At 70.6% G+C, this 26,185-nt stretch carries 19 protein-coding genes; 8 read left to right on the forward strand and 11 right to left on the reverse strand.

What is annotated here, in order from left to right; genetic code table 11:
• Nucleotides 1-123 precede the first annotated feature (123 nt).
• Entirely contained in the window at nucleotides 124-1,713 is a 1,590-nt protein-coding gene (locus R2J76_RS14395; protein ID WP_316412329.1) for a methyl-accepting chemotaxis protein, read from the forward strand.
• Nucleotides 1,714-2,004: 291 nt separating this feature from the next.
• Here the strand turns inward: R2J76_RS14395 and R2J76_RS14400 are convergent, their stop codons facing one another.
• The 3 genes from R2J76_RS14400 to R2J76_RS14410 are packed head-to-tail and all read right to left on the reverse strand — an operon-like array spanning nucleotide 2,005 to nucleotide 5,120.
• Complete coding sequence (locus R2J76_RS14400) at nucleotides 2,005-3,183, reverse strand: class I SAM-dependent rRNA methyltransferase (RefSeq protein ID WP_316412330.1); 1,179 nt, start codon at nucleotides 3,181-3,183, stop codon at nucleotides 2,005-2,007.
• 22 nt (nucleotides 3,184-3,205) lie between these two features.
• Nucleotides 3,206-4,051 carry a substrate-binding domain-containing protein gene (locus R2J76_RS14405; RefSeq protein ID WP_316412331.1) on the reverse strand — a complete coding sequence of 282 codons (846 nt, stop codon included), beginning with the start codon at nucleotides 4,049-4,051 and terminating at the stop codon, nucleotides 3,206-3,208.
• Between the two features lie 28 nt (nucleotides 4,052-4,079).
• The gene (locus R2J76_RS14410; RefSeq protein WP_316412332.1) at nucleotides 4,080-5,120 is read right to left on the reverse strand and encodes a cysteine desulfurase family protein; all 1,041 of its coding nucleotides are present in this window, start codon (nucleotides 5,118-5,120) and stop codon (nucleotides 4,080-4,082) included.
• A 65-nt stretch (nucleotides 5,121-5,185) separates the two neighbouring features.
• Here R2J76_RS14410 and R2J76_RS14415 point away from each other — a divergent pair, with 65 nt between their 5' ends.
• Both R2J76_RS14415 and R2J76_RS14420 read left to right on the forward strand, forming a co-directional pair.
• Entirely contained in the window at nucleotides 5,186-6,175 is a 990-nt protein-coding gene (locus tag R2J76_RS14415) for an HAD family hydrolase (RefSeq protein WP_316412333.1), read from the forward strand.
• Nucleotides 6,147-7,559: a CCA tRNA nucleotidyltransferase gene (locus R2J76_RS14420; RefSeq protein WP_316412334.1), complete on the forward strand. Its 1,413-nt coding sequence runs from the start codon at nucleotides 6,147-6,149 to the stop codon at nucleotides 7,557-7,559. The genes R2J76_RS14415 and R2J76_RS14420 overlap by 29 nt, the downstream gene beginning before the upstream one ends.
• Here the strand turns inward: R2J76_RS14420 and R2J76_RS14425 are convergent.
• Nucleotides 7,522-10,590 carry a sensor histidine kinase gene (locus R2J76_RS14425; RefSeq protein ID WP_316412335.1) on the reverse strand — a complete coding sequence of 1,023 codons (3,069 nt, stop codon included), beginning with the start codon at nucleotides 10,588-10,590 and terminating at the stop codon, nucleotides 7,522-7,524. The two genes, R2J76_RS14420 and R2J76_RS14425, sit on opposite strands and share 38 nt — an antisense overlap.
• A 212-nt stretch (nucleotides 10,591-10,802) precedes the next feature.
• Between R2J76_RS14425 and R2J76_RS14430 the strand changes: the two genes are divergently transcribed.
• The gene (locus R2J76_RS14430; RefSeq protein WP_316412336.1) at nucleotides 10,803-11,264 is read left to right on the forward strand and encodes an Hsp20/alpha crystallin family protein; all 462 of its coding nucleotides are present in this window, start codon (nucleotides 10,803-10,805) and stop codon (nucleotides 11,262-11,264) included.
• Here the strand turns inward: R2J76_RS14430 and ispF are convergent.
• Together ispF and R2J76_RS14440 are read right to left on the reverse strand one after the other, a co-directional pair.
• Complete coding sequence (ispF, locus tag R2J76_RS14435) at nucleotides 11,248-11,733, reverse strand: 2-C-methyl-D-erythritol 2,4-cyclodiphosphate synthase (RefSeq protein ID WP_316412337.1); 486 nt, start codon at nucleotides 11,731-11,733, stop codon at nucleotides 11,248-11,250. The two genes, R2J76_RS14430 and ispF, sit on opposite strands and share 17 nt — an antisense overlap.
• Nucleotides 11,730-13,253: a sensor histidine kinase gene (locus R2J76_RS14440; protein ID WP_316412338.1), complete on the reverse strand. Its 1,524-nt coding sequence runs from the start codon at nucleotides 13,251-13,253 to the stop codon at nucleotides 11,730-11,732. The genes ispF and R2J76_RS14440 overlap by 4 nt, the downstream gene beginning before the upstream one ends.
• Nucleotides 13,254-13,335: 82 nt before the next feature.
• On the opposite strand from R2J76_RS14440, the gene ruvB reads away from it, so the two are divergent.
• Nucleotides 13,336-14,355, forward strand: a complete 1,020-nt coding sequence (gene ruvB, locus R2J76_RS14445; RefSeq protein WP_316412339.1) for a Holliday junction branch migration DNA helicase RuvB — start codon at nucleotides 13,336-13,338, stop codon at nucleotides 14,353-14,355.
• 406 nt (nucleotides 14,356-14,761) lie between these two features.
• Here ruvB and R2J76_RS14450 read toward each other — a convergent pair whose 3' ends face one another.
• Genes R2J76_RS14450 through R2J76_RS14470 form a run of 5 tightly spaced genes read right to left on the reverse strand, consistent with a single transcriptional unit; the run spans nucleotide 14,762 to nucleotide 21,181 of the window.
• The gene (locus R2J76_RS14450; protein ID WP_316412340.1) at nucleotides 14,762-16,261 is read right to left on the reverse strand and encodes a Ppx/GppA phosphatase family protein; all 1,500 of its coding nucleotides are present in this window, start codon (nucleotides 16,259-16,261) and stop codon (nucleotides 14,762-14,764) included.
• A 41-nt stretch (nucleotides 16,262-16,302) separates the two neighbouring features.
• A complete protein-coding gene (lepB, locus tag R2J76_RS14455; protein WP_316412341.1) occupies nucleotides 16,303-17,151 on the reverse strand; it encodes a signal peptidase I in 849 nt (282 codons plus the stop codon).
• On the reverse strand, nucleotides 17,148-17,738 hold the full coding sequence (locus R2J76_RS14460) for a hypothetical protein (protein WP_316412342.1): 591 nt from the start codon (nucleotides 17,736-17,738) through the stop codon (nucleotides 17,148-17,150). Before R2J76_RS14460 ends, lepB begins: the two co-directional genes overlap by 4 nt.
• On the reverse strand, nucleotides 17,735-20,197 hold the full coding sequence (locus tag R2J76_RS14465) for a Tex family protein (RefSeq protein ID WP_316412343.1): 2,463 nt from the start codon (nucleotides 20,195-20,197) through the stop codon (nucleotides 17,735-17,737). The genes R2J76_RS14460 and R2J76_RS14465 overlap by 4 nt, the downstream gene beginning before the upstream one ends.
• A gap of 39 nt (nucleotides 20,198-20,236) precedes the next feature.
• Nucleotides 20,237-21,181 carry a tyrosine recombinase XerC gene (locus tag R2J76_RS14470; protein WP_316412344.1) on the reverse strand — a complete coding sequence of 315 codons (945 nt, stop codon included), beginning with the start codon at nucleotides 21,179-21,181 and terminating at the stop codon, nucleotides 20,237-20,239.
• Nucleotides 21,182-21,222: 41 nt separating this feature from the next.
• Here R2J76_RS14470 and R2J76_RS14475 point away from each other — a divergent pair, with 41 nt between their 5' ends.
• The 3 genes from R2J76_RS14475 to R2J76_RS14485 all read left to right on the forward strand — a co-directional run bounded on the left by R2J76_RS14475 (nucleotide 21,223) and on the right by R2J76_RS14485 (nucleotide 26,154).
• Nucleotides 21,223-23,034, forward strand: coding sequence for an AMP-dependent synthetase/ligase (locus tag R2J76_RS14475; RefSeq protein WP_316412345.1), 1,812 nt, complete (start codon nucleotides 21,223-21,225; stop codon nucleotides 23,032-23,034).
• A gap of 101 nt (nucleotides 23,035-23,135) precedes the next feature.
• The gene (locus R2J76_RS14480; RefSeq protein WP_316412346.1) at nucleotides 23,136-25,478 is read left to right on the forward strand and encodes a response regulator; all 2,343 of its coding nucleotides are present in this window, start codon (nucleotides 23,136-23,138) and stop codon (nucleotides 25,476-25,478) included.
• A 31-nt stretch (nucleotides 25,479-25,509) separates the two neighbouring features.
• Nucleotides 25,510-26,154, forward strand: coding sequence for a TetR/AcrR family transcriptional regulator (locus R2J76_RS14485; RefSeq protein ID WP_316412347.1), 645 nt, complete (start codon nucleotides 25,510-25,512; stop codon nucleotides 26,152-26,154).
• Nucleotides 26,155-26,185: the final 31 nt, after the last annotated feature.

Raw genomic sequence — 26,185 nt, forward strand, 5'->3', positions numbered from 1 at the left:
CCAGGATGAACAGGATTGGAGGTTTGTTACCACTTCCTCATCCCCAGGCCGGGTTGGTGGGATAATCGCCCCGCAAATCGGATTCAGTACTCAGGTACGGTTCAGATCTCAAATGGAGGATTCATGCTGGCTCGGCTTGAAATCGGGAAAAGGCTGGCTCTTGGTTTCGGCGCGATCCTCGCGCTGATGGTCCTCGCCGTGGGGGTGGGGCACTTCCAATCGCGCCGCGCGGAGGCCACCCTCCGGGACATCGTGGAGAACGAGCAGAAATCCATGGAAAGCGCTTCCCTCATGGATCGCCAGATGCTGCTCACCGGCAGGTTCATCCGGGCCTACGCGCTGGAGGAGACGGCGGCGGCACGCGCCACCCAGAAGGAGAAACTGGCGAAATCCAGGGCCACCTACGAGGAGGCCGAAAGGAAACTGGTCAAGCTGTGCGGCACCGAGGACACCGAGACCCTGGCGCTCCTGAGGACCGTGGGCTCCCACCGGGAGCAGGCCGAGGCCATCCACGCCAGGTTCGTGGGCCTCGTGGACCAGGGCAAGAAGGAGGAGGCGGTCCGGCTCATCTTCGGGGATGGGCGGAAGGTCATTTCGGCCTGGGAGGAAGGGCTTGGCAAGATCGTGGCCCTCCAGGACAAGCAGGCCAGCGAGAAGAGCCTTTCCGCCATCCAGGCTTCCGGGCAGGCTGGGTGGACCCTGCTGGCCCTCGGGGCGGGGGCCATGGTGGCCGGCATCTGGCTTTCCCTGGCCATCTCCCGGAGCGTCGCCGGCCCCGCCCAGGCCATGTGCCAGGCCATCGAAAGGGGCATCGCCAAGGGGGACCTGAAAGTGGATCTCCCGGTGGTCTGCGACGACGAGCTGGGACGCGTGGGCAAGGCGGTCAATGAATTCCTGCACAAGCTGAGGGGGATCTGGAACGACCTGGCGGATGCGTCCGCCCAAACGGCCAGTGGATCCATGGAACTTTCCGCGGGCGCCGAGCAGATGTCGGCGACCACGGATCAGATCGCCAAGAGCACCGAAGTCCAGCGCCAGGGCGCCGAGCAACTGGCGGCGGCGGTGAGCGAGTTCTCGGCGTCCATCCAGCAGGTGGCCGCCAACGTCAAGGAGGCCCGGGACCAGGCCGAGGCGGCCGTCCAGGCCACCGCCCAGGGCCACCGGGCCGGGGCCGACACCACCGAATCCATGGAGGCCATCCGCAGCACCACGGCCCAGATCGTGAAGGCCATCCAGGTGATCCAGGAAATCGCCCGCCAGACCAACCTCCTGAGCCTGAACGCCGCCATCGAGGCGGCCAAGGCCGGGGCCCACGGCAAGGGCTTCGCCGTGGTGGCCGAGGAAGTGCGGAAACTCGCCGAACGCTCCGGCCAGGCCGCCAAGGAAATCGCGGAACTGGTCAAGGGCTCCAACGAAGCCGTGGACCGGGGGAAAGAGACGGTGGGCGCGGCCGTGGCGTCGCTGGAATCCATCCAGGCCAACGTCACGAGCCTCTCCTCCCTCGTCCTGGAGATCGGCAGCGCCTCCGAGGAGCAGGCCCGCACCAGCGACGAAGTGGCCCGGGCCGTGGATCAGAGCGCCAACCACGCCGCCCAGAACGCCACGGCGACCACCCAGCTGGCCAGCACCGTGAGCGAGGTCGCCCGTACGGCCAACGGACTCGCCCGGGTCGCGGAACGCCTTGCGGAGTCCACGGCCCAGTTCAAGGCCTAGATAGAAGCGAACGTCCAATCCCCTATTTCATCCCCTGCATCCTGTTCATCCAGTCCATCCCTGTTCCCGCAGGGCCAGCGATGGGATGGGGCGGCGCGTCGTTGATCTGCATGCGCCGACCCATCCCGGCTCTGGCCCTGCGGGAACAGGGATGAAAAATGGATGAACAGGATGAAGGGGATCAGCCTTTGGACTCTTTCTGTTCCGGGCTGAGGAGCCGGACTTTGGTATTCATGGGATCACGATCTGTTGGCATCGGCACGGGTAGCTGGAGTGGGTCGGGACCTTGAGTTAGAAGATCCTTATCCAGAGCCCCTTGAGGTAGAACCCTTCCGGGTGATTGAGGGCGTAGGGATGGTCCATGGGCTGCCCCAGATGGGCCAGCACCTGGGCTTCGCGGCCGGCCTCCAGCAGCGCGGTCCACACCGCCTCCTGGAACCGGCTCCGGTCCAGGTGCTGGGAGCAGGAGAAGCACCCCAGGATCCCGCCGGGGGCCGTGGCGCGGGCGCCGAGGCGGAAGACGTCCTTGTAGGCCTTGAAGGCCTTTTCCACGTCCTTGCGCTGCTTGGCGAAGGCGGGGGGATCCACCACCACCCGGTCGAAGCTGGCGGGCTCCAGGGCGCGCAGGAGCTCGAAGGCGTCCCCCTCCATGCGCACGTGGGCCGCGGGGTCCAGGCCGTTGGCTTCCCAGTCGCGCTGGGCCTGGTCCAGGGCCTGGGCGGAGATGTCCAGGGTGGCGACCCGGGCCGCCCCGCCCAGGCCGGCGTGGATGGAGAAGCCGCCGGTGTAGCCGAAGGCGTTGAGCACCGTGGCGCCCCTGGAGATCCTCCCCAGGAAGAGACGGTGCTCCCGCTGGTCCAGGAAGAAGCCGGTCTTCTGGCCCTTGAGGAGGTCCACCGCCAGGCGCGCCGGTCCTTCCCGCACCGTGACCGGGCCCGCCAGGGAGCCCTTGAGGAGCCGGTTCACGGGGGCCAGGCCCTCCTCCTTGCGGCCGCCCTGGCTGCGCTCCACGAAGACCGTGATGCCCTCGGCCCGGGCCCGCTCGTACAGCACGGGCCACCAGATGTCCCGCAGGGCCTCCAGGCCGGCGGTGCCCACCTGGATGACCAGGGCGTGGGCGTAGCGGTCCACCACCAGCCCCGGCAGCAGGTCCCCTTCCCCGAAGACCCACCGGCACCCGGCTTCGGGGCCGTCCAGGCCCAGCAGGATCCGCCCCTCCAGGGCCCGGTCCAGGCGCTGGCGGAAGAAGGCCGCGTCCAGGGGACCGTCCTCGAAGCGGAAGATGCGCACCGCCAGGGGATTCGTGGCGGAGGCGGTGCCCACGGCCAGCACGTTGCCCGAGGCGTCCGCCAGGCGCACCAGGGGCGAGGTGGGCGGCGCCGCCAGGGCGCCGGAGTACACCCAGGGGTGCAGCTTGGACAGGAGGGCTTCCTTGCCGGGCTTCAGACGGAGGAGGGAATACGGTTCCATGGCTCCAGCTTACTGCACCCCGTCACTTGGGCGCCGCGGCCTTCCATTCCCGGGATTCCGGGATGAAGAGGGCCTGGCCGTAGCGGTCCTTGCCGAAGTCCGCGATGATCCGCTGGCCCTTGTCGGCCGCGGTGAGCCACGCCAGGAAGGCCGCGGCGCCGGCGTGGTCCACCTGCGGGCACCGGGCCGGGTTGACCAGGATCAGGGAGATGTGGTTGAGCAGCACCTCGTCGCCCTCCACCAGCACCTCCAGCCGGATGTTCTTGCGCGCCCCCAGGTAGCTGGCGCGGTCCATGAGGGTGTAGGCGTTCTGGGCATCGGTGAAGGCGAGGGTGGCCGCGTTGCCCAGGGCGCCCTTCTCGAAGAGCCGGTACCAGGGGGCCGCGGGCTTCAGGCCCGCCTTGATCCACAGGTCCCGCTCCGCCACGTGGGTGCCGGAATTGTCGCCGCGGGTGATGAAGGGCGCGCCCTTGGCGGCCAGGGCCCGCAGGGCGTCCAGGGCGCCCTTCATGCCCCGGATCCCGGCGGGGTCCGCGGCGGGGCCCACGATCACGAAATCGTTGTACATCAGGGGAACCCGCCCCACCCCGTAGCCCTCGGCCACGAAGGCCTCCTCCAGGGCCCGGGCATGGGCCAGGACGAGGTCCACGCTGCCCTGCTTGGCGATCTCCAGGGCGGCCCCGGTGCCGGCGCCCACGTGGCGCACCCGCACCCCGGTCTCCTTCTCGTAGGCGTCCTCCAGGGCCCCCACGACGCCCGAATCGATGGGGCCGATGGTGCTGCCCAGAAGGAGCATCTTCCCAGGCTGCTGGGCGCCCAGGAACGCGGCAACGAACATCAGCCCGAGGGCCAGGATCTGGCGGCGCATGGTGCCTCCACGGAAGGGATGCCCCAGTCTACCTCTTAAGGACCCGCTTCAGGGCCCCGGCGAGGGCCCCCACGGCTTCCCGGGAGGTCCCGGGCAGCATGGAGACCCGGATGACGCTGCGGGCCTCGGCCGCGGAATAGCCCAGGGAGGTGACGGCGTGGCTGGGCCGCGTGGCGCCGCTGTGGCAGGCCGACCCCGTGGAGACGGCGAAGCCCGCCAGGTCCAGGGCGATCTGCACCGATTCCCCGTTGTGGCCCCGGAGCAGGAGGGCGCTGGTGTTGGGCAGGCGGGGCAGGCCCCGGCCCAGGGCCTCGTAGTCCGGGCTCCAGCCCAGCACCTCCGCCTCCAGGTCGTCGCGCAGGGCGGCCAGGGCGGCGTTGGCCTCCACCCGGGCGCCCACGGCCCGGGCGGCTTCGGCCAGGCCCACGATGGCCGGGAGGTCCTCGGTCCCCCCCCGCCGGCGGCGCTCCTGGGGGCCCTCCAGGACCGCGGTCCAGGGCAGGTCCGGGCGCATCCACAGCAGGGCGGCCCCCCGGGGGCCGCCGATCTTGTGCCCGGAGAGGACCGCGGCGTCGCACACCGACAGGTCCAGGGGCACCTTGCCCCAGGCTTGGACGGCGTCCAGGATCCGCACGGCCTCGGGTACCTGGGGCATGGGGTAGCGGATCCCGGTCTCGTTGCTGGCCGCCATCTGCACCACCGTGGCCGCCCCCTCCGCCTCGCAGGGCAGCCACCGCACCATGCTCCAGTCCCGGAGGGGGTTCAGGCAGGCGCTGTGCTCCCCGGGGAAGACCACCGCGGGGAGGCCGCCCAGGCGGGGCTGGAGGCCCCTCAGGAGCAGGTGGAGGGCCTCGGTGGCGCTGGCGCAAAAGACCAGGTGGGCCGGGTCCACGGCCAGCTCGAGCGCCACCGCGCGCCGGGCCTCCTCCAGGAGGTGGCGGGCCCGCTGGCCCTCCCGGTGGGTGCTGGTGGGGTTGGCCCAGGCCTCCGCCGCGGCCCGGGCCTGGGCCGCCAGGACCTCGGGCAGGGGGGGCGTGGTGGCGTTGGCGTCGAAGTAGTACCGGTCCATCCGCTCATTGTCGCCGGGTTGCGGGCAACGCAGGTAGTATCGAAGGCAGAGCCCCCGGGAGCCCCGTGTCCACACCCCTCCATCCCCAGAACGTCATCGCCATGGTCTGGGATTTCGACAAGACGCTGATTCCAGGCTATATGCAGGAGCCGATCTTCGGGGCCTTCGGGGTGGACGAGACGGCCTTCTGGCGGGAGGTGAACGCCCTGCCCGGCTTCTTCGCGCGCCTGGGCGTGACGCTGCACCCGGACACGGCCTACCTGAACCACCTCCTGACCTACGTGCACCACGGGCGCATGCCCGGACTCACCAACGCCCGGCTGCGGGAACTGGGCCGGGAGATCCGCTTCCACCCGGGGCTGCCGGACTTCTTCGAGCGGATCCAGCGGCGCCTGGAGGAGGACCCCGAATCCCGGCGCTTCGAACTGCGCCTGGAACACTACGTGGTCTCCACCGGCCTCAAGGCCATGATCGAAGGTTCGGCCATCAGGCCCTTCGTGAACGGCATCTGGGCCTCGGAATTCCTGGAGTCCCCCGCCCCTCCGGGCTTCGATCCCGACGCCACCGTGGACCTGGACCTGCCCACCTACGAGGCGCTCCTGCCCGAGACCCAGGGCATCTCCCAGATCGCCGTGGCCTACGACAACACCAGCAAGACCCGGGCCCTCTTCGAGATCAACAAGGGCAGCAACGTGAACGCCACCATCGAGGTGAACTCCACCATGCGCCCCGAGGACCGCCGGGTGCCCTTCCACCACATGATCTACATCGCCGACGGCCCCTCGGACGTGCCCGCCTTTTCCGTCATGCGCCAGAACCGCGGCACGGGCTACGCGGTGTACGACCCGGCCAATCCCCTGAGCCTGAGGCAGGTGGACCGCCTGCGCCGGGACGGCCGCATCGACCACTACGGCCCCGCCGACTACCGCGAAGGCAGCCCCACCTCCGACTGGCTCATGATGCAGGTGGAGCGCATCGCCGCCCAGATCGTCGACGAGCGCAAATCCGCCCTGAAGGCCCGGGTGGGTGAAGCGCCCCACCACCTTCCCCACTAGCATGAGGGAATTCCTGCGCACCCTCCACCAGGCCCTGGGACCGGATTCCGGCCTGGTGCTGGTGGGCGGCGCGGTGAGGGACCTGCTGCTGGACCGCCCGAGCCCGGACTGGGACCTGGCCACGGCCCTCCTGCCCGGGGAGGTCATGGACCGGGCCCGGGCCGCGGGCCTGCGGGTGATCCCCACCGGCCTCCAGCACGGCACCGTCACGGTCATGGTGGGCGCCAAGGGTTTCGAGGTCACCACCTTCCGGGGCGACGAGGCCTACGTGGACGGGCGGCGCCCGGAAAGCGTCAGGCTGGGGGTGGCCCTGGAGGAGGACCTCGCCCGCCGGGACTTCACCATCAACGCCATGGCCCTGCCCGCCCAGGCCCTGGATGGAGGCCCCTGGGAGCCCTTCCTGGTGGATCCCTTCGGGGGACGCGGGGACCTGGCCTCGGGCACCCTCCGGGCCGTGGGCGACCCCCTGGAGCGCTTCGGCGAGGACGGCCTCCGGTGCCTGCGGGCCTGCCGCTTCGCGTCCCAGCTGGACTTCGACATCGAACCCGGCACCCTGGCGGCCATCCCCCGGCGCCTGGAGGTGGCCGGGAAGGTCTCCGTGGAGCGGGTCCTGGCCGAGCTCACCAAGCTCCTCTGCGGCCTGCAGCCCGGCAAGGGCCTTTCGGCCCTGGCCACTTCGGGCCTCCTGGGGCTCTGGCTTGCCGAACTGCAGCCCATGATCGGGTGCCTCCAGAACCGCTACCACGCCTATCCCGTGTGGGAGCACACCCTGGAGGTGGTGCGCCGCACCCCCCCCGACCCGGGGCTGCGGTGGGCCGCCCTGCTCCACGACTGCGGCAAGCCCGCGCGCCGCTCCGAGGACGCCCAGGGGCACATCCACTTCTACGGCCATGAGCCCGTGTCGGTGCGCATCGCCGGGGAGATCCTGGCCCGGCTGCGGGCCTCCGGCGCCCTGGCCCGGGACGTGATCGCCCTGGTGGCCCACCACGGCACCCACCCCGGCCCCGAATGGGGCGACCCCGCCTGCCGCCGCTTCCTCCGGCGCCTGCGCGAGGACGGCCTGTCCCTGGAGCGCTGGGGGGCCTTCCGCCTGGCGGACCAGTCCGGCAAGGGCATGGGGGACGGCACCTGCCTGGGGGAGCACCGGGAGGTGATGGCGCGCCTGGAGGCCCTGGCCCGGTCCAACCCGCCCCTGGACGTCAAGGCCCTGGCCCTGGACGGCCGGGCCCTCATGGCCCTGGCGAACCGCAAGGGCGGGCCCTGGCTGGGGGAGCTGCAGGGCCACCTGCTGGAGCGGGTCCTGGACGAGCCCGGCCTGAACGCGCCCGGCCCCCTGGCGGAACTGGCTAGGGCTTTCCTGACACCAGGGGCAGCGTCACCTTGAACCGGGAGCCCTTCCCGGGCTCGCTGTCCACCTCGATGGTGCCCTGGTGGGCCTCCACCAGGGTCCTGCAGATGCTCAGGCCCAGCCCCCAGCCCAGCTTCGCGTCGGCCTCCCGGGCCTGGCTGAAGGGCTTGAAGAGGTCCGCGGCCTGGGCGGGGTCGATGCCGCGGCCGGTGTCCCACACCTCCAGCACCCACGCGGCGGGTTCCAGCCGGCTGCGGATGCCGATCTCGCCGGGGGCGGGGGTGAACTTCAGGGCGTTCTCGATGAGGTTGAAGAGCACCTGCTGCATGGCCTCGGCGTCGGCCAGGATCCAGGTGCGGTCCCCCATGGGGTCCAGGGCGATGCGGGCCGTGAGGTCCCGGGATTCCGCCTTGAGGTGGAGGGTCTCGGCCAGGCCTTCCATGACCTCGCCGGGGTGGCACACGCGGAAGTTCAGGCCGTCGGTGAGGTTCTCGGCCCTGCTGCTGTCCAGCAGGTGCTTCAGGAGCCGCTCCACCCGCTGGGCCTCGCGCCCCAGCACCTTGAGGGCGGAGGCGCCCGGGCCCCCCGGGTTCCCCTCCAGGCGCTCCACGGAGATGAGGATGCTGGTGAGGGGGGAGCGCAGGTCGTGGGTGATGGTGTTCATGAGCTGCACCCGGCCCTCCAGGCTGCGCTTGAGCTGGTGGTGGAGCCGCTCCAGGGAGCGGTTGCGCAGGGTGAGCTCCTCGGTGCGCTCCTGCACCTTGGCCTCCAGCATCCGGGACCGTTTCTGGACCTGCTTGAGCCGGATGTCCACCAGCAGGAGGAAGAGGGCAACGCCCGCCAGGGCGAACCCCGCGCGCGCCCAGGACGTCTGGTACCAGGCCGCGCGCACCCGGATCCGCACCGGGTCCGACTCGGCCCACCCGAGGCCGTCGCCGGCCCTCACCCGCACCGACAGGATGCCCGGGCCCAGGTGGGCGATCTGGAAGAAGGTGCTGGACTGCTCCACGTAGCGCCAGGAACCGTCGATCCACACCTGGTACGACGGGTTCTCGGGCAGGAGCGGCTTGGCGGCGTCGAAGCGCAGGGTCAGGGTGCCCGGGGTGGCGGGCAGGACGATGTTCACGGGCAGCCCGAAGGCCAGGTCCCCCACGGTGGCGTCCAGGATCCGCGGCCTGGGAAGGCCGGGATCCGGCAGCTCCGCGGCGGGGTCCAGGAGGCAGAGCCCCCCCGACATGCCGATCCAGAGGCGGCCCAGGTGGTCCCGGCACACCGCCGAATCCGAGGTCTCGTTGGAAAGCAGCCCGAGGTTGCGGGTGATCTGCATGACCCGCGGCCCGGACCGGCTTGAGCGCAGGACCGAAAGGCCCCGGGCGTGGCCCACCACCAGGTCGCCGTTGCCCAGGCGCGAGATCCAGCTCACGCGGCCGTGGATCCGGGCATTGGCCTCGGAGTAGGGCTCGCAGGGGCCGTCCTCGCCCTGGGGGAAGGCGAAGACGCCGTCGCTGCCGGTGCCCACCCACAGATCGCCCGCGGGCCCCAGGTAGAGGCAGGAGATGGAGCGGGTGCCCACCGGGGTGCCCCGCAGGGCGGGCCGGAAGACCCCGGCGCGGAAGGCGTAGAGGCCGTACCGGGTGGCGGCCAGGAGCCCGTCCCCCCGGGGGATGACGGCGGTGATGGCGGGGTCCCCCACTTCGGCCGGCGCCGGATGGCGGGCGATGAAGGCCCCCCCCGCGTCCAGTTCGATCAGCCCCTGCTCGAGGGTGCAGACCCACAGCCGGCCCCCGTGGGCCACCAGGGAGAGGGTGGTGACGTTCTCCAGTTCCCGGGGCCCCTTGACGATCCGCCCCCCTTCCCAGATCACCAGGCCCTTGGCGGTGCACACCCAGGCGCCGCCCCGGGCGCGGGGCGCCAGGCCCCACACCCCGTTGCTGGGCAGGCCCCGGGCCTGGTCCCAGGCGCCGGTGATGCCCCTGCCCCGCTCCCAGAGCCGGAGCCCGGAGGTCCCGCCGATGAGCATCCGGTCCTGGCCCAGTTCCGCGAAGGCGAGCACCGTGCCCAGCCCCAGGCCCACGCCGGTGCGCACGTCCCGGTCCAGGCACAGGAGCCCGGGCACGGCTTCGGCCACCAGGCCCGCGCCGTCGGTGCCCAGCCAGAGGTCCCCCCGGCTGTCCCGGAGGATGGAGGCCACGCCCTCCCGGGGCAGGCCGTCCAGGTAGGAAAGGACCCGGCCCGCCCCGGAGGGGCTGCGCAGGTAGGCGCCGTCGGCGTCCAGGGCCAGGAGCAGCTCGCCCTGGGGGGTCACCTGCAGGTTGCGCAGCCGCGCCCGGCGGTCCAGCCCGGGCAGGGGGTCCCGCACCCAGGCCAGGCCCCGGTCCAGGCGGTAGAGGCCGTCGGGGGAAAGGGCCCACACCTGGCCCGAAGCGTCGGTGCGCAGGCGGCGGAACCGGGAGGCCATGGGTCCGGGCAGCTCCGCCGCCGCCAGGGTCCTCCCGTCCCAGCGGGCGAGGCGGTCCTTATGGGAGGCCAGCCACACGCGACCCTGGGGATCCACGGCCATGGCGAAGATGGGCTCCTGGCTCCACCCCCCCGGCAGGTCCACCGCCTCGAACCGGCCGCCCCGGAGGCGGAAGAGGCCCAGGCGCGTGCCCGCCAGGAGCTCCCCCGCCGCGTTTTCCGCCAGGCAATAGATGTTGAGGACCGGCAGGCCTTCGGCCCGCCCGAAGTGGGTGATCTTCCCCCCCAGGATGCGGTCCACCCCGCCCTCCTGGCTGGCCACCCAGATGCCCCCGGCCCGGTCCTGCATGAGATCGGTGACGAACAGGGCCGTGAGGCCCTGCTTGGCGGCGAAGGGCTGGAACCCCGAGGCCCCCAGGCGGGCCACGCCCTCGGCCGTGCCCGCCCACAGGAAGCCGTCCCGGTCCTCCAACAGCGCGGTCACCTGACTTTGGGGAAGGCCGTCCCTGTCATCGAAGTGTCGATAAGTTTGGACTTGCGCCTGAGCCACCCCGGCCAGGGCCAGCACCAGCACGAGGCACCTGGCCAGCCATCGACGGCCTACCGGCATGAGCACTCCACGGAAGGTGACCACAGACCCAATGTAGCCCACCCCTGGGTTGGTTTTGTCATGAAACGGACATGTCCTATCCCCGGAGAACGTTTTTTTTGGGGCGGCCTTGACAGCTTAGTGATAGACACGCATATTTTCTTCGCTGCTGGCATCCACTCTCCGGAACCCGGGCCGGAGGTGGGTTCCCGCCCCAACCGAAGGAGACTTCCATGAACCTCATCCGCCGTGACAACCGCGCCATCCCCGCCACCCCCGCCTTCGAGCCCTTCGGGGTCATGCGCAATTTCCTGAGGTGGGACCCCTTCCGGGACCTGGACTTCAACATGGACCTCCAGACCGCCTTCACCCCCTCCTTCGATATCCGGGAGACCCCGGAGGCCTACCTCTTCGAGGCCGACCTGCCGGGCATCCGCCGGGAGGACGTGGAGATCAACCTCACGGGCAACCGGATCACCATCACCGGCAAGCGCGAGGCGCGGGCCCGCAAGGAGAAGGAGAACATCTTCATGCTCGAGCGGAGCAACGGGGCCTTCACCCGCAGCTTCAACCTCCCCGACGGCGTGGACGCCGGCAAGGTGGCCGCGGACCTGAAGGACGGCGTGCTGACCCTCACCCTGCCCAAGGTGCCCGAGGTGCAGCCCAAGAAGATCGAGATCAGCCTCGCTCGATGAGCACCACGGCCTGGGCCGCCAGGCCTTCGCCCCGCCCCGTGAAGCCCAGGCGCTCCGTGGTGGTGGCCTTGACGTTGAGGTCCTGGGGCGCGAGCCCCAGGACGGGCGCGATGCGGTCCCGCATGGCCTCCCGGTGGGGGGCCAGCTTGGGCCGCTCCCCGATGAGGGCCACGTCGGCGTTCACCACCCGCCAGCCCCCGGCCCTCAGGTCGGCCATGACCGCGGCCAGGAGGCCCACGGAATCCGCGCCCCGGTAGGCGGGGTCGGTGTCCGGGAAATGCTGGCCGATGTCGCCCAGCCCGGCCGCGCCCAGCAGGGCGTCCATGAGGGCGTGGACCATCACGTCGGCGTCGCTGTGGCCCGCCAGGCCCCGGTCGTGGGGCACCCGCAGGCCCATGAGCATCAGGGGCCGGCCGGCCTCGGGCTCCGCGAAGCGGTGCACGTCGAAGCCCTGGCCCACCCGGATCACCGGCCCCCCTGGACGCGGAACTCGTCCGTGGAGTCCTCCACGGCCCCCTGGGGGGCCTTGGCCGTGGCGTCGGGCAGCAGGATGGTCACCACGGTGCCGTGGCCCTCCTCGCTGACCACCTCCACCGTGCCGCCGTGCTCCTCCACGATCTTCTTGACCGTCGCCATGCCCAGGCCCGTGCCCTTGCGCTTGCCGTGGCTGAAGAAGGGCTCGAAGATGCGCTTGAGCACCTTCCGGGGGATGCCCTTGCCGTTGTCCTGCACCTTGATCTCGAGGCCCTCGGGCACCCGCCCCCAGCCCAGGCGCACCTCGCCGCCCTCGTGGCCCTCCAGGGCGTCGATGGAATTGGCCACCAGATTCTCCACGACCCGGGCGAACCGGTGCCTGTCGAGGCTGGCCGGGCAGGCCTCGCCCTCGCAGCGCAGCGCCGCCCCCGCCTCCGCGGCCCGGGGCTGCAGGGGCTCCATCAGGGCGCCCAGGTAGGACCCCAGTTCCACGGTCTCCCGCTTCGGCTCGCGCACCTTGGCGTAGTCCAGGATATCGGCGCTGAGCCGGCTCAGGCGGTCCACGGCGGAGAGGATCTGGTCCAGGTGGTGCCTGCAGTAGTCGTCCTTGACGGTGGTGCCCAGGAGCTGGGCGTGGCCGCCCACCACGAACAGGCCGTTCTTGAAGTCGTGTACGATGCTCGAGGCCACCTGGCCCACGGTGGCCAGCACCTGGTTGCGCAGGTTCGCCTCGGCCAGCCGCGTGCGCTCGATGGCGATGGCGCACAGGGCCACGATGGCCTCGAAGGTGGGCCGGTCCACGGGTTCGCTGACGATGGTGCGGCTGTCCAGGTACACCACGCCGATGCGCTCGCCCTGCACCTGCAGGGGCAGGCAGAGGATGGTCTTGAGCTGGAGGTTGATGACGGACTTCTGGGCCATGAGGGCCTCGTCCGTGGCCACGTTGTGGATCCACACCGCGTCGCCCTGCTCGAAGACCTTGTGCACGCTGCTCATGGAGAGATGGATGGTCTTCTCCATCTCGGCGCCCAGGTTCCGCTGGACCTTCACCTGCAGTTCCCCGCCCTCGGGCATCATGAGGAAGCCCCGGTCCGTGCCGGAGATGGCCAGGAGGCGGTCCAGGGTCTGCTCCAGCAGGTCGTCCAGTTCCGTGTCCCCCGCCAGGAGGCCGGCGGTCCTGAGGATGGCCTGGAGGTTCACCTCGGAGGCGAAGGCCGATTCCGCGCGCAGGGTCAGGTAGTAGGCCCCGTCCGCCACGCGCACGGTGCTGCCGGGCTCCCAGGCCATGCGGGTGAGCCGCTGGTCCTTGAAGAAGGTGCCGTGGGAGGACCCCAGGTCCTCCACCCACCAGGTGTCGTCGGCGAACTCGATCTTCAGGTGGTTGCGGCTGACCATGCTGTCGGAGAGCACCACGTCGCACTGGCTCTGGCGGCCGAGGACCATGACGTTCTGGGCGGGGACGGCCCGCTCGAAGCCGTGGCGGTCCCTGATGGATATGGATGTCCGTTCAGGCACGAGGCCCCCCTGAAGGACAAAGTATAGGGGATCCACCGCGGCGACACTAGACAAGGCTTCCCCGCCGTGAGGCAATCTAGGCATGGACCACGCAAGGAACCCGGACCTCGACCCCTCGCTGCCCGAGGAGCCCTTCGAATACTCGCTGCGGCCGCAACGTCTGCCGGAATATATCGGCCAGGAGAAGGTGAAGGCCCGGCTGGAGATCGCCCTGAAGGCCGCGCTGGGGCGCCGGGAGGTGCTGGACCACGTGCTGCTGTACGGCCCCCCGGGCCTGGGCAAGACCACCCTCGCGCACGTGCTGGCCAACGAGATGAACTCGGCCTGCAAGGTCATCCAGGCCCCCGCGCTGGAAAAGAAGGGCGACCTCGCCGCCATCCTCACGAACCTCGACGACGGGGAGTTCCTCTTCATCGACGAGATCCACCGCCTGGCGGCGCCCATCGAGGAGATGCTCTATTCCGCCATGGAGGACCGCAAGCTCGACATCCTCATCGGCCAGGGCCCCTCGGCCCAGACCCTCAAGGTGGACCTGCGCCCCTTCACCCTGGTGGGCGCCACCACCCGCGCCGGCCTCATCAGCAAGCCGCTCCACGACCGCTTCGGCATGGTCCACCGGCTGGACTACTACACCCGCGAGGAGCTCACCGTCATCGCCACCCGCAGTTCCCAGGTGCTGGGCGTGGAGCTCGCCCCCGAAGGCGCCGGCAGCATCGCCCGCCGCAGCCGCGGGACCCCCCGCATCGTGAACCGCCTCCTGCGCCGGTGCCGCGACTACGCCGAGGTCAAGGGCGACGGCGTCATCACCTCCGACCTGGCCGACGCCTGCCTCGCCCTCCACGAAGTGGACGACCTCGGCCTGGAGGGCCTCGACCGCGCCTACCTGGAGGCCCTCTGCGTCAAGTTCCGCGGCGGCCCCGTCGGCGTGCGCACCCTCGCCGCCGCCCTGGGCGAAAGCGACGGCGGCGCCCTGGAGGACCTGGTGGAGCCCTACCTCATGCAGATCGGCTTCCTCGACCGCACCCAGCAGGGCCGCAAGGCCACCGAGGCCGCCTACGGGTACCTCGGGCTGAAGACGGTGCCGAACTCCCTCTTCTCGTAGGCCCCTGTCCCGGATATTCGCCCCGGGTCGTTGCCGCGTGCCCTTCGGGCACGCGGCAACGGAAAGCTCTCACCCCAGGGATGGGTCTGTGTTGTCACCCATTGGCCCCGACCCACCCGTTGGGCCCGCTTCGCGTGGTTCGTGGAGGCCACCGCATCGCGCCGCCGCTATTTTGCCAATCAGCGTCGGCGCCCACCGGCATCACGCAGCTCCACGCGAAGCGAATCCATCACCCCATTGGCGCCGCCCACTCGCCTGGGCCCTCCCGGAGAGCCCTTCGGTTCCGCCCTCCCCATCGCCCCTCGAAGCCAATAAGCGCAGCACAGCCCCCCCGTCCCTTCCCCACCCCCCCGTCATCGCCGGCTTGTCCGGCGATGACGAAACGGCGCCTTGGTCCGGAACACGGCTAGGGTTCCTCCACCACCACCCCCACCTCTCGGTCCAGCAACCGGAACAGGAGCTTGCCCTTGTCCTTTAGGCTCTCCAGTTCCGGCTTCAGGTCGCCGGTGGCGGTCACGCGAAGGGTGAGGTCGTCCCCGTCGGCCACCAGGCGCACCTGGCGCACGGATTGGCGGCGGGTGCGGTCCAGGGCGTCGGCGACGCGGATGATGGCGGCCAGCTTCTCCACCACGTGCTGGGTCCAGGGCTTGAGCTGGGCGTAGGTCTCGTGGGCCAGCGTGGGGGGCTTGCCCCGGTGGTAGCGGACGATCTGGCTGATGGCCTCGGTTTCGGTGGGCCAGAAGCCGGCGAGCTTGGCGTTGGTGATCAGGTAGGCGCCGTGCTTGTGGTGGCCCTTCTCGGAGAGGGAGAGGCCGATGTCGTGCAGGCGCGCCGCGTAGCCCAGCATCTCCCGTTCGGGGTCGCCCAGTTCGAATTCCGGCATGAGGTCGGTAAAGAGCTGGTCGGCCAGGTAGGCCACGTGGCGGCTGTGCCCCGGGTCCGGGTCCAGCTTGGCGGCCAGGGCCTCCACGGAGGCCCGGCGGCGGTCCCCCAGCACCGGCAGGGCCATGCCGCCCCGGGCCAGGGCCTGCCAGACCATGCCCTCCCGCAGGCCCACGGGAAGGGTGCGCACCAGGCCGGCCCCGGTCCAGGCCATGAGGGCCGCCACCCAGCTGGCCCCCACGTGGAGGACTTCGGCGCGCTTGGGATCGACCCCCAGCTGCGCCACGCGGTCCTGGGACGAGGTCTTCCACAGCTTGCGCTTGAACTTCAGGAGCTGTTCGGTGTCGAAGGTGCCCTGGCCCCCGGCGCCGCTGGCCAGGTCCAGGAGGGTGCCGGAGGTGGCGAGGATCACCTCCGGCTGGGGCAGGTCCCCGGGCAGGCTCTTGGCCGCCTTCCTCAGGATCTTCCGCAGGAACTTGCGCACCCGCTGGAGGTCCTCGGGGGTGGGGGGATTGGCCGTGGGCAGGGCGTCGGCGAGGCGCTGGAGGCCCCAGGGCATGGAGATGGTCGCCACGGCCCGGCCCGCCTCGATCCAGGTGAGCTCCGTGGACCCGCCGCCGATGTCCATGAGGACGGCGGGGGTGTCGGGAAAGGGGATGGCGCGGCTCACGGCCAGGAAGATGAGGCTGGCCTCCTCCTCCCCGGAAATGACCCGGATGTTCACGCCCAGCTTCGCGGCCTCCCGCACGAAGAGGGTCGCGTTGGTGGCCTCGCGCAGCGCGGCCGTGCCGCAGGCCAGCACCGTGTCGCACTGCAGCCCGCGGACCACCTCGGCCATGAGGGCCAGGGACTCCAGCCCCGCCTGGAAGGCCTCCCCGCAGATCTCCCCGGTCTTCAGGAGGCCCCGGGCCAGGCGCACCATGTGCTTCTCCCGGGCCAGCACCCGCTGGTTGCCCACGGCGTCGGTCTCCACCACGACCAGGTGGATGGAGTTGGATCCCACATCGATGGCGGCGATTCTCATGGGGGAAGGGTAGCGCCGCGGCGTCGTCCCCGCCCGCCTATTTAGCGGGGAATGGTCCCCGTCCGCTCCCAGCGGGTCCAGGACAGGAAGTGCCTGGCCCCGTCCACGAAGTTCATGAGGACGTCCGTGGGGCCCTTGGGGACATTGGCGGGGGTGTCGTCCGTGCCGCCCTCCCGGAAGCTCCACCAGATGATGAAGGGCCGGCCCCGCAGGTGGTCCATGGGCACGAAGCCCCAGTAGCGGCTGTCGGCGCTGCTGTCCCGGTTGTCGCCCATGGCGAAGAGGAAGCCTGGGGGCACCTTCACGGGACCGAAGGTGTCACGGTACCCGCCGTCCAGGCCCTCCTGGCCCTGCTGGTCCATGGCCAGCACCTCGGGATCGGCGTAGTTCCACAGCTTGGTGGGGGCCATGTCGTTGTAGATGCCCGGGTCGCGGGTCAGGGGCCAGGGCCCGGGCACGGGGCCCTCCTTGGGGTCCAGGATGTGGTGCTCCCAGGCCGCGGTGACGAGCTTGCCGTTCAGGTAGAACCGCTTGTTCCGCATCTCCACGGTGTCGCCGGGCAGGGCCACGAGGCGCTTGACGTAGTCGTTGTTCCGCTCGAGGGGGTACCGGAAGACGATGATGTCGCCCCGGGAGGGGCTGCGCATGGGGAAGAGCTTCTCCTCCCAGGCCCACTGGGGCCGCGCGAAGATGAACTTGTTCACCAGGAGGTGGTCCCCGATCATCAGCGTGTTGCGCATGGAAGCGGACGGGATGGTGAACTGCTGGCCCACGAAGGTCTTGAAGAAGACGATGAGGAGCACGGCGAAGAGGACCACCTCCAGGTTGTCCCGCACCGCCCCCTTGGCCACGCCCGCAGGCAGGACGTGTTCCTGTTTCTCCTCGCTCATTTGACGCCCTCCGGGGGGGGATCGGTGAAGCCCTGGGATACCAGGCGGTTCACCGTCACCCATTTGCCGTCAACCAGGTTCAGGGTTTCGACCTCGCCCAGGTCGGGGACCAGCAGGGTCCTGCGCCGCACGCCCCGGAAGGCCACGGGCACGGATTCGACCCAGATGCCCACGGCATCGGGGTCCGGCAGCTTCACGCCGGGGATGGCCACCCGGGCCCTGCCCACGACGAAGTTCACGAAGCCCCGTTCCTCCCACCGGGAGACCCGGTCCGGGAAACCCTCGGGGGTGACCGGCATTTCCGTGGAGCCCTCCAGCTCCAGGGCCTCGAGACCGTCCCGCAGGCGGAAGGTGGCCTCGGAGACGCCGGTGAAGCTGCTGTAGGTGCGCACCACGGTGAGCCCGTCGGGACCGGGCCTGGACGACTTCACCCGCACCTGGAGGCGCTGGCCGGCCTCCGCCCCGGGGCGGGCGTACACGAGGGTCTGGCCCGCCTCCCAGGAGGCGTACACGGGCGCGGGCCCGCGGGAGACCATGCGGTCGCAGCCGGCCGCGAGCAGGAGGCCTGCGGCGAGGAGACGCTTCATCGAAGGCCCCGGTTGTACTTGGCCATCAGATCCGACAGGCTGGCCGTGCCGGGGGCGGGTTGGGGGGCCTTGGGCGCCGGGGCGGTGGTACGCACGGGCGGGCGCGAATCGGGCCTGCGCTCGGGCCGGGGTCCCCGGTCGGGGCGGGGTCCGCGTTCGGACCGGCCGCCCGCGGCCTGGGGGGCCGGGGCATCGCCCTGGGGCCGGGGGCCCTGGGGGCGGGGCGGCCGGGGGGGCCGGGCCTCGCCCTGGGGGCGGGGATGCCGCTCGGGCCGGGGGCCCGCGGGACGGTTGCCCCCGCCGGGCAGCAGAGCCTTGATGGAAAGGCCGATGCGCTTGGACTTGAGGTCCACCGCCAGCACCTTCACCCGCACGGCCTGGCCCACGCTCAGCACCTCGGAGGCGTTCTTGACGTACTGATGGGAGATCTCGGAGAGGTGCACCAGGCCGTCCTGGTGGACGCCCACGTCCACGAAGGCGCCGAAATCGGTGACGTTGGTGACGATGCCCTGCAGCTCCATGCCGATCTCCAGGTCGGAGGGCTTGTGCACCCCCTCCTTGAAGACCACGGCCTCGAAGCGCTGCCGGGGGTCCCGGCCGGGCTTCTTGAGCTCGGCGATGATGTCCTTGACGGTCTCCACCCCGAACTGGGCGTCGGTGAAGAGGGCCGGATCCAGGGCGTCCAGCGCGGCGTCGTTGCCCACCAGCTCGGGCACGGTCTTGCCCGCCATCTGGCAGATGCGCTGCACGACGGGGTAGGACTCGGGATGCACGGCGGAGGAATCCAGGGGGTTCTCCCCGTCCCGGATCCGCAGGAAGCCCGCGGCCTGCTGGAAGGCCTTCTCCCCGAAGCGGGGCACCTCCAGGAGCTGCTCCCGGTGCCGGAAGGCGCCGTTGGCGAAGCGGTGCTGCACGATGTGCTTTGCCAGGCTCTCTCCGATGCCCGCCACGTAGGCCAGGAGCCGGTAGCTGGCGGAGTTGAGGTCCACGCCCACGCGGTTCACGCAGGACTCCACCACCTCGTCCAGTCCCTTCTTGAGGGCGGTCTGGTTCACGTCGTGCTGGTACTGGCCCACGCCGATGGACTTGGGCTCCACCTTCACCAGCTCCGCCAGGGGATCCTGGAAGCGCCGCGCGATGGAGATGGCGCCGCGCACCGTGACGTCCTGCTCGGGGAATTCCTCCCGGGCCACGTCGGAGGCGGAATAGACCGAGGCGCCGGCCTCGCTCACCGACACGCACAGGACGCCGTCGCGCCCGGTGTCCTTCAGCCACGCCCGCAGGAAGGCCTCGGCCTCGCGGCCCCCGGTGCCGTTGCCGATGGCGATGGCCTCGATGGGGTACTTGGCGCCCAGCTGCTCCAGGATGGCGCGGCTGCCCTCGATGTCCCGCTTGGGCTCCAGGGGATAGATGGTGGCGGTGTCCATGAACTGGCCCAGCCGGTTGATGATGGCGAGCTTGCAGCCGGTGCGGATGCCGGGATCGACGCCCAGGGTGCAGAACTGGCCCGCGGGGGGCGCCAGGAGGAGGTGGTCCAGGTTGGTCTGGAAGACCTTGATGGCTTCGAGATCGGCCTTCTTCTTGGCCTCGACCCGCACGTCGGTCTCGATGGTGGGCGCCAGGAGGCGGTCGAAGGCGTCGCCGCACACGTCGTGGAGCAGGGCGCGGTAGGCGGAGGCGGGGTTCACCTGCACCCGGGAGACCAGGTCGGTGACGAGCTTTTCCCGGTCCACGGCCAGCTTCACGGTGAGGATCTCCTCCTTCTCGCCCCGGCGAACGGCGAGCACCCGGTGGCCGGGCATCTTGCGCAAGGGCTCCTGGAACTGCCAGTAGGGCTTGAAGCGCAGGGCCTCGGGGGCCTCCTTGCGCTCCTCGCGCAGTTCGGCGTGCAGCGTGCCGGTGTCCAGGAACACCTGGCGCAGCCAGGCCCGCACGTCGGCGTCCTCCGCGAGGCGCTCGGCCAGGATGTGGCCCGCGCCCTCCACGCACTTGCTGGGGGTCTCGATGCCTTCCTGGTCCTCCTTCACGAAGGGGGAGGCCAGCATGAGGGGATCGGCCCCGGAGGCGTCGGCGAGCAGCGCGTCCAGGAGGGGCTCCAGGCCCCGCTCCCGGGCGTCGGTGGCCTTGGTGCGCTTCTTGGGCTTGTAGGGAAGGTAGAGGTCCTCCAGCTCGGTCTTGGACCAGGCCGCCTCGATGCGCCCCTTCAGTTCGGGGGTCAGCTTGCCCTGCTTGTCGATGGTCTTGAGCACCGTCTCCCGGCGGTCCAGGAGTTCCTTGAAGTAGGCGAGGCGCTCCTCCACGGCCCGGATCGCCACCTCGTCCAGGGAGCCGGTGGCCTCCTTGCGGTAGCGGGCGATGAAGGGAACCGTGTTCCCTTCGTTGATCAAGGCCGTAATGGCCGCCACCCCCGCCCGGGGCAGGGAGAGTTCCTGACAAATGCGATCGACCAACAACTCCACGGCACGTTCCTTTAGGTCACCTGAGGGGGTGAAAGGGAATCATACCCTAGAATTTGCGCGCGCTCTCGGGTGGGCCGATTCGTAGGTTTTGGCAAGACTTTCCAGGTCCAGGTGGGTATAACGCTGGGTGGTGCTCAGGCTGGCGTGGCCCAGGAGCTCCTGGATGGCCCGCAGGTCCATGCCGTGGTTCAGGAGATGGGTGGCGAAGCTGTGCCTCAGGGCGTGGGGGCTCACCCGGGCCCGCACGGCCGCGGTCTCCAGGGCCCGGGCCAGGAAGCCCCGCACGCTGGTGGGGGTCAGGCGCCCACCCCGCTGGTTGACCAGGACGGCGGGGGTGGGCGGCAGGTTTTTCCCCGCCAGGAAGGCCCGGCGGAAGCCCAGGTAGGCCTCCAGCACCGCCGCCGCCTTCTCGTGGTAGGGGACGAGGCGCTCCTTGTTCCCCTTGCCCAGGACCCTCAGGGTCCGCTCCTCCAGGAGGAGGTCCTGGAGGTCGAGCCCCGTGAGCTCGGAGACCCGCAGCCCGCAGGCGTAGAGGAGCTCCAGGATGCAGCGCACCCGGGACGCCAGGAAATCGGCGGGTTCGGGCAGATCCAGCAGCGCCCCGCTCTCGCCCTCGGTGAGGAAGGCCGGGAGCCGCTTGGGGAGCCTGGGATTGCGCAGGCCCGTGGACGGGTCCTGCCCGATGCGCTGGGTCTCGAACATCCACCCGAAGAAGGACCGCACGGTGGATAGGATCCGGGCCTGGCTGGCGGGGTCCAGGCCCCGCTCCCCCAGTTCCAGGGCGAAGCCCCGCAGGGTCCGGGGCTTGACGTCCCACCCCTCCCAGGCGGCGCCCGCGGCGTGGACCAGCAGCTTGCCCAGGTCGGCCTTGCGGGCCCGCAGCGTGTGGGGGGAGACGCCCCGGGCCCGCTGCTCCAGCACGAAGGCCTCGATGGCCTCGGCCAGGACGGGTTGGGGCGCAGGGCCCTCGACGATGTTCTCCATGCTGTTACCATGCCACAATCCTTTCAACCCGGAGTGCCAACTTGGTTAAAACCATCCCCCAGCTCTTCTACAAGGCCTTGGAGCGGGACTGCCCCGTGGTCCTGTCCCACCGGGTGGAAGGCGCCTGGAAGGCCCTTTCCCACCGGGAGCTCCAGGCGCGCGTGGAGCGCCTGGCCCTGGCCCTCCGGGCCCGGGGGATCCGCCCCGGGGACCGGGTCGGCATCCTGTCCGAGAACCGCCCCGAGTGGGCCGTGGCGGACTACGCCTGCGCCGTCTCGGGGATCGTCTCGGTCCCCGTGTACCCCACCCTGAACCTGGCCCAGACCGCCCACATCCTGCGCCACAGCGACACCCGGTGGCTGTTCTGCTCCACCCCGGACCAGCTCGCCAAGGCCGTGGAGCTCTGGCCGGAGCTGCCCGGCCTGGAGGCCGCGGTGCTCATGGCCGGCGAGGCGCCGGCGGTCCCGGGCCGGACCGTCCTGGGCTGGGGGGACCTCCTGGCCGAAGGCCTGGCCCTGGAAGCCCAGCGCCCCGACGTGAGGGCCCGGGCCCGGGAGGTCCTCCCCGGCGACCTGCTGACCCTCATCTACACCTCGGGCACCACGGGCGACCCCAAGGGCACCATGCTCAGCCACGGCAACGTCGCGGCCAACGTGGTCCAGGGCATGACGGTCCTGGAATTCAAGGAAGGCCAGAACTGCCTCAGCATCCTGCCCCTGTCCCACATCTTCGAGCGCATGGGGGGCCACTTCACCATGCTGCACGCCGGGGTTTCCATCCACTACGGCGAGAGCCTCCAGACCCTCGCCCGGGACCTCCTGGAGGTGAAGCCGGAGATCCTCCTGGCCGTGCCCCGGGTCTTCGAGAAGCTCTACGGGAGGGTGCGGGAGCAGGTGGCCGCGGGGGGATTCGCGCGCCAATGGACCTTCCACCGGGTCATGGCCCTGGGGCGCAGGATGGCCGCCCACCGCTACCGGGACCGCCCCCTGCCCCCCGCCCTGCGCCTGGGCCGGGTCCTCGCGGACCGGCTGGTCTTCGGGAAGATCCGGTCCCGCCTGGGCGGCAAGCTCGTGCTGGCCATCTGCGGCGGAGCCTCCATCCACCCCCGGATCCTGGAGTTCTTCTGGGCCGCCGGCATCACCCTCCACGAGGGGTACGGCCTCACCGAGACGAGCCCCCTCCTGGCCATCTCCCGCCGGGGCGAGATGGTCCCGGGCTCCGTGGGCCGGCCCATCCTCGACCAGTGGGAGGGCCTGCCCTTCCTGAAGCTGGCCGAGGACGGCGAGATCCTCTGCCACGGCCCCAACGTCATGCTGGGCTACTGGAAGGACCCGGAGGCCACCCGCGAGGCCATCGACGCCGAAGGGTACTTCCACACCGGGGACATCGGCGAGGTCGACGCCGCCGGCCGCGTGCGCATCACGGACCGCAAGAAGGAGATCCTCTGCACCTCGGGCGGCAAGAAGGTCGCCCCCCAGCCCCTGGAGGCCGCGCTGCGGGCCGACAAGTACATCGAGCAGGCCGTGGTGGTGGGCGAGGGGCGGAACTTCATCAGCGCCCTGGTGGTCCCGGATTTCGCCTCCCTGCGCCGCTGGGCCGCGCACAGGAACCTCCCCTTCGCCACGGACACCGAACTGGCCGCCCTGCCCGAAGCCCAGGCCAAGATCATGACCCGCGTGGAGCGGATCAACGCGGGGTTCTCCAATTTCGAGCGGATCCGAAAGGTGGTCCTCCTGGACCGGGAACTCACTCCCGAAAGCGGCCTGCTCACCCCCTCCCTCAAGGTCCGGCGCAGGGCGGTGGACGCGGCCTTCGCCGCGCGCATCGACGCCCTGTACGATCCGATCCCTTAACTAAAATTAATGGGAAATACCCCATATTTGATTTATGGTGGCCTAGGAATCCTTCGACAATCCGCTTGCGTCGGGTGGCTTCATTCACAGGAGACTGCTGGATGAGTGGTTCAAGCCCGTCGTCCCCGGCCCCGGTCATCACCCTGGTCAACGACGACCCCATACAGCTGAGCTTCCTTTCGAGGGTCCTCGAAAGGGCCGACCTGGACGTGCGGGCCTACGCCAGCGCCGAAGCGGCCCTGGGCGAAATGGACCGGCAGCGTCCGCCCAGCCTGGTCGTGACGGATCTCTACATGCCGGGCATCGACGGGTGGCGCTTCTGCCGCCTCCTGCGGTCCCCGGAGTTCGCGCCCTTCAACGCGGTGCCCATCCTGGTGGTTTCCGCCACCTATGCGGGGGACGAGCCCGACCGCATCGCCGCGGACCTGGGGGCCGAATCCTTCCTGGCCGCCCCGGTGGATCCGGGGCTCCTGGCCCAGCGGGTGCTGGCCATCCTCCAGGGCCGCCAGGTCCGCACCCTGCCCCGGGTGCTCATCGTGGAGGACAGCCGCACCCTGGCGGGGATGCTCCGCAGGACCTTCCACGAGCACGGGTACCGGGCCGATTCGGCCTCCACCGTGGCGGAGGCCCTGGCGGCCTTCGGGGACGCCGCCTACGACGTGGCGGTGCTGGACTACCACCTTCCCGACGGACTCGGGGACACCCTGCTGGACGCCTTCAGGAGCGCCCGGCCCGACTGCGTCTGCCTCATGATGACCACCGACCCCGGCCCGGCCCTGGCCATGGACTGGATGAAGCGGGGCGCCGCCGACTACCTGCGCAAGCCCTTCCAGGTGGATTTCCTCCTGGAGCGCTGCGCCCGGGCCCGCCGGGAGCGCGCCCTGCTCCGGGTGCAGGACATGCTGGAGCAGCGCACCCGGGAGCTGCGGGAAAGCGAGACGCGCATGGGCGCCTTCCTCAGCGCGGTGCCCGACCTCATGTTCACCCTGGACGCCCAGGGCAACTTCATCGACTGCCACGTCCCCGACGAGGCCCGCCTCTTCATGCCCAGGGAGGATCTCATGGGCCGGAACCTGGAGGATGTCCTTCCCCCGGACGTGGCCGCGGCCACCCTGGCCCACGTGGAGGAGCTCCGCCAGCGGGGCGCCACCTCCCCCTACTGCTTCGAATCCGCCCATGGCGGCGAGACCCGCCACTTCGAGTGCCGCATGGCGCACTGCAGCGGCGACCAGGTGCTGGCCATGGTCCGGGACATCACCGACCAGCGCCGGGCCGAAGCCGATGGCGAGATCCTCCAGGCCCAGCTCCTCCAGGCCCAGAAGATGGAATCCATCGGCCGGCTCGCGGGGGGCGTGGCCCACGACTTCAACAACATGCTCTGCGTGATCATCGGCCTGGGGGACCTGCTCCTGTCCCGCACGGAACCGGACCATGCCTCCTACCCCCACCTCGCGGAGATCCAGAGGGCCGCCCAGCGCTCCGCGGACCTCACCCGCCAGCTCCTGGCCTTCGCCCGCAGGCAGGCCATCGCGCCCAGGGTCCTGGACCTGAACCCCACCGTGGAGGAGATGCTCCTGATGCTCCGCCGGCTCATCGGCGAGGACATCGTCCTCACCTGGACCCCGTCCCCGGATCTCTGGCGGGTGCGGCTCGACCCCTCCCAGATCGACCAGATCCTCGCCAACCTGTGCGTCAACGCCCGGGACGCCATCCGGGACGTGGGCACCATCCACATCTCCACGCGCAACCGCACCGTGCTCGAATCCCAGTGCCTGAACCGCCCGGGCCTGGTCCCCGGGGACTACGTGCTGCTCACCGTCAGCGACGACGGCCACGGCATGGACGAGGCCACCCGGAAGCTCATCTTCGAGCCCTTCTTCACCACCAAGGCCGTGGGCAAGGGCACCGGCCTGGGCCTGGCCACCGTCTACGGCATCGTAAAGCAGAACCGCGGCTGGATCGACGTGGCCAGCGAACCCGGGGAGGGCGCCGCCATCACCGTCTACCTGCCCCGGGACCTGGGCCAGGCCGAGCCCCGGCACCACGAGGAGCCCGCCCCCAGGCCCGGCCCGGGCCGGGAGACGATCCTCCTGGTGGAGGACGAGCCCGCCATCCTGGCCATGGCCGTGGAGATGCTCGAGGGCCTGGGCCACCTCGTCCTCCCCGCGGGCTCCCCCGCCGAGGCCCTGCGCCTCGCCGAGGGCCACCGGGCCCCCATCGACCTGGTGCTGGCCGACCTGGTGCTGCCCGCCATGAACGGTCCCGAACTGGCGCGGGCCCTGCGCGCCCTGCACCCCGAAGCCCGCACCCTCTACATGAGCGGCTTCGCCACCGGGGAATCCCTGGACGCCGCCATGCGGGACGAGGGCGCGCCCTTCCTGGAGAAGCCCTTCTCCCTCAAGGAACTGGAGCACAAGGTGCGGGAGGCCCTGGGCGCGGGTTGACCGCCCCTGGACGGCCCCCTACCCTGGACGGATGAAACGCACCCAGGGAGAGAAATCCGAACACAGCCGGAGGGCCATCCTGCGGGCGGCCCTCCACCTCTTCTCCCGCCAGGGCTACCGCGGCACCAGCATCCGGGAGATCGCCACGGAGGCGGGCCTTTCCACCGGGAACGTGTACCACCACTTCCCCGACAAGGAGACCCTCTTCACCACGCTCCTGGCCCAGTACTGGGAAGCCATCGACAGCCCCGAATTCCCCTTCAACAAGGCCCTGGCCTCGGGAAATTTTCCCGACGACCTGGAGGCCCTGGCCCGGGCCACCGAGGAGACCATCCGGGACTACCGCCCCTACGTGGCCCTCATCTACGTGGACGTGGTGGAGTTCGAAGGCAACCACATCCGGAAGTTCTACTCGGAGATGTCCCGGCGCTTCGAGCGCTTCCTGGACGCCAAATACCCCGGCGACGCCCTCAAGGACCGCCTGGCCCCGGGCTTCGAGCCCCGCACCGCCCTCATGATGGCCAGCCGGATCTTCCTGCAGTACTTCGCCGTGGAAATCCTCTTCGGCGTGCCGGACCAGTTCGGCATGCCCACCCGGGTGGCCCTGCGGGAAGTGGCGGGCATCCTCCGCAGGGGCATGCTCCTGCCGGGCGCCGAACGGTATCCCGGGGCCTGACCCCACCGGGAGGAACCGCGTTGACAGGGCC

This window comes from Mesoterricola silvestris (genome assembly GCF_030295405.1).
Taxonomy (GTDB): domain Bacteria; phylum Acidobacteriota; class Holophagae; order Holophagales; family Holophagaceae; genus Mesoterricola; species Mesoterricola silvestris.

Coding starts and splice junctions, on each gene's coding strand:
- ruvB (WP_316412339.1), top strand. CDS start 13,336: ATGGACCACGCAAGGAACCCGGACCTCGACCCCTCGCTGCCCGAGGAG.
- R2J76_RS14400 (WP_316412330.1), bottom strand. CDS start 3,183: ATGGAACCGTATTCCCTCCTCCGTCTGAAGCCCGGCAAGGAAGCCCTC.
- R2J76_RS14395 (WP_316412329.1), top strand. CDS start 124: ATGCTGGCTCGGCTTGAAATCGGGAAAAGGCTGGCTCTTGGTTTCGGC.
- R2J76_RS14460 (WP_316412342.1), bottom strand. CDS start 17,738: ATGAAGCGTCTCCTCGCCGCAGGCCTCCTGCTCGCGGCCGGCTGCGAC.
- R2J76_RS14430 (WP_316412336.1), top strand. CDS start 10,803: ATGAACCTCATCCGCCGTGACAACCGCGCCATCCCCGCCACCCCCGCC.
- R2J76_RS14485 (WP_316412347.1), top strand. CDS start 25,510: ATGAAACGCACCCAGGGAGAGAAATCCGAACACAGCCGGAGGGCCATC.
- R2J76_RS14410 (WP_316412332.1), bottom strand. CDS start 5,120: ATGGACCGGTACTACTTCGACGCCAACGCCACCACGCCCCCCCTGCCC.
- R2J76_RS14470 (WP_316412344.1), bottom strand. CDS start 21,181: ATGGAGAACATCGTCGAGGGCCCTGCGCCCCAACCCGTCCTGGCCGAG.
- lepB (WP_316412341.1), bottom strand. CDS start 17,151: ATGAGCGAGGAGAAACAGGAACACGTCCTGCCTGCGGGCGTGGCCAAG.
- R2J76_RS14480 (WP_316412346.1), top strand. CDS start 23,136: ATGAGTGGTTCAAGCCCGTCGTCCCCGGCCCCGGTCATCACCCTGGTC.
- R2J76_RS14450 (WP_316412340.1), bottom strand. CDS start 16,261: ATGAGAATCGCCGCCATCGATGTGGGATCCAACTCCATCCACCTGGTC.
- R2J76_RS14405 (WP_316412331.1), bottom strand. CDS start 4,051: ATGCGCCGCCAGATCCTGGCCCTCGGGCTGATGTTCGTTGCCGCGTTC.
- R2J76_RS14425 (WP_316412335.1), bottom strand. CDS start 10,590: ATGCCGGTAGGCCGTCGATGGCTGGCCAGGTGCCTCGTGCTGGTGCTG.